Source organism: Thermodesulfobium sp. 4217-1 (assembly GCF_039822205.1).
Lineage (GTDB): Bacteria > Thermodesulfobiota > Thermodesulfobiia > Thermodesulfobiales > Thermodesulfobiaceae > Thermodesulfobium.
On record NZ_JBAGBW010000049.1, the window covers coordinates 1 to 2,544 of the forward strand.

Genomic DNA, 2,544 nt, shown 5'->3' on the forward strand with positions numbered 1-2,544 from the left:
ACGTTAGAACTTTGATAATCATAAATCTAAAATAATTTAACATAAACTGTTTTAAGTTATATAAAAATATTATAATAAAGATTATAACATACGAAAGGGGTAAAGATAATGTTTGGGAATAGTGGAAAAATTGCATTTGTAGATCTTAAGGAAAGAAAAGTTACTGTGAAACATTTCAATGAAGAATTTTATAAGAAATTTCTTGGGGGAAGCGGATTTGGTGCCTATTTTATAAATAATTTTGTCAAAAAACAAGCAGATCCCCTTTCAGAAGAAAATATCCTTGTAGTGGCATCAGGCCCATGGCAGACAGGGATGCTGCCAGGAAGCGGAAAGATCTCTGTAATGTGTAAATCACCTCTTACTGGCACTTTTTCTGATACATCCGCAGGTAGTAACTTCTCTGTTCATTTAAAATCAACTGGATTCGATGCAATAGTAATACAAAACAAATCAGATAAGCCTGTCTATCTATATATATCTCAAGATAACATAGAGGTTATTGATGCTGATTCGTTATGGGGAACAGATGCATATCAATCTCATGAAATGATTGTTGAGAGACACAAAGGCAAAGTCATCTCGACTATTACAATAGGTCAAGCAGGAGAAAATCTTGTAAAGTTTGCCTGTGTTGTGAGCAATGCACACGGTTTTGGTGGAAGAGGCGGAGCTGGCACTGTAATGGGGTCAAAAAATCTAAAGGCTATAGTCGCTGCTCAAGGTGAAATGTGCAAGGTATACGATAATGAAAAACTTTCTGAATTTAGAAGAGGGTTATTTGAAAAGCTAAAGAGAGCTAACGTCTTTAACGGTGAAGGTACACCAGCTGTGATGGCATCAATAGAAAGATTGGGGGATGTGCCTATACACCATTGGCTTGGAGATGAATGGGAAGAGGGTGCAAAAGCCTTAGCCTCTCCAAAATATACCGAGTATCTTAATGCTAAGAGCAGATATTGTTTTGGGTGCGTGATTGGTTGTCATAGGTATGTAGAATCGCCAACTGGATATAAGGGTATAGGGCCAGAATACGAAACCCTTGCGCTGTTTGGCACAAGCCTGGACATAAAAGACCTTGATACAGTATGCAAAGCAAACGATCTATCAAATAGATATGGCATGGATACGATAACAATGGGCAGTTTGGTTGCTACTGTTATAGAGGGCTATGAAGCTGGATACATCAAGCAAAGCGATATTGGGTTCGTGCCAAAATGGGGAGATGCAGATACCTTAATAAACTTAATAGAACTCACATATCAAAAAAAGGGAATCGGAAGCCTTATCTCTGAGGGTTCAAAAAAACTATTAAGCGCTTTCAATATGCCAGAATCATTTAACGTTTCAGTTAAAAACCTTGATGTGCCAGCACACGATCCAAGAGCCTTTTATTCTCTTTCTATAAACTATGCTACTGGCAATAGAGGTGCATGTCACCAAAGAGGAGCCTCTCATGTGGGAGAGAGAGCTGGAGTTCTGAATCAATTCGGAGGCGATATAAAAACATCAATAGATAGCATGGAAAACAAGGATTTGCTCGCTATCAGATCGCAAGACCTTTCGTGTTTGTTAAATTCTCTTACTCTTTGCTTCTTCCATCTTTTTGGAAATTTAACAGCGGATGATATTGTAAAGGGAGTAAATCTTGTCACTGGATGGAATACGAATATTGAAGAGTTAATGAAAACTTCAGAGAGAATATTTATGTTACAAAGAATGATAAACAACGATTACGGTTTCGATAAGAGCGATGACACCCTACCTGAAAGATTTTTCAAAGCTGCTGAAACTGGCCCTCGCAAAGGCAAGGCTGTATATGATTTTGAAAAATATCTCAATAGCTATTACAAAATAAGAGGACTTGATGAAAACGGCAAAATACTGCCAGAAACAATAAAGAGATTGGAATTAGACAAGCTCGATATGAACTATTTTTGTACTGATTAACAGAATTTAAAATTCCACAATCTCCCTTAGTTTGAGATAAATTTCAAACTGGGGAGATTGTGTCCTGTTCTGAATCCTTTTTAAATATCTTATTTTTAATAAAATAAATAAATGGCAATAGAATCCATACAAAACATAGCCACACAAAATCCAACGCAAATAAACCTCTAATAGCAACCTCTTCAATATTTCCAGCATTTTCAGCCATTTTATAAAGTGGATATTGGATCATCTCACTATATGCAGGCCTATCTCCACTTCCAGTGTCACTAAAAATCTCAACATATTTAAAATCTGTAAATCTGTCAATTTTGTATCTTACAAATTCATCGTGATAGAAGTTGGAGCCCACATAATCCCATCTTGCCTGAGAAACAGCCAATATCAAAAAAAATACTAATATAGGCAAAACCTTTGGTTTTTTAAAAAAGGAGAGCATCTGATTCATAAAACCTCCTAAATTTAAGCTTTCAATGGAAATTTATAAAATAATACATCAAATAGTTGTACAAATCATTATAAAAATTTAATTTTAAAATAAACTTAGAATAAGAAAAAATATGGAAATTTGTTAATATTGCTGAAGAAATAAGA

Annotated in this window: 2 protein-coding genes; one reads left to right on the forward strand and one right to left on the reverse strand. The window is 35.3% G+C overall.

The window, feature by feature from the left end; genetic code table 11:
* Nucleotides 1-108 precede the first annotated feature (108 nt).
* Nucleotides 109-1,950, forward strand: a complete 1,842-nt coding sequence (locus V4762_RS09875) for an aldehyde ferredoxin oxidoreductase family protein (protein WP_347315609.1) — start codon at nucleotides 109-111, stop codon at nucleotides 1,948-1,950.
* Nucleotides 1,951-1,993: 43 nt separating this feature from the next.
* Here V4762_RS09875 and V4762_RS09880 read toward each other — a convergent pair whose 3' ends face one another.
* The gene (locus V4762_RS09880; RefSeq protein WP_347315610.1) at nucleotides 1,994-2,398 is read right to left on the reverse strand and encodes a hypothetical protein; all 405 of its coding nucleotides are present in this window, start codon (nucleotides 2,396-2,398) and stop codon (nucleotides 1,994-1,996) included.
* Between the last annotated feature and the right edge of the window lie 146 nt (nucleotides 2,399-2,544).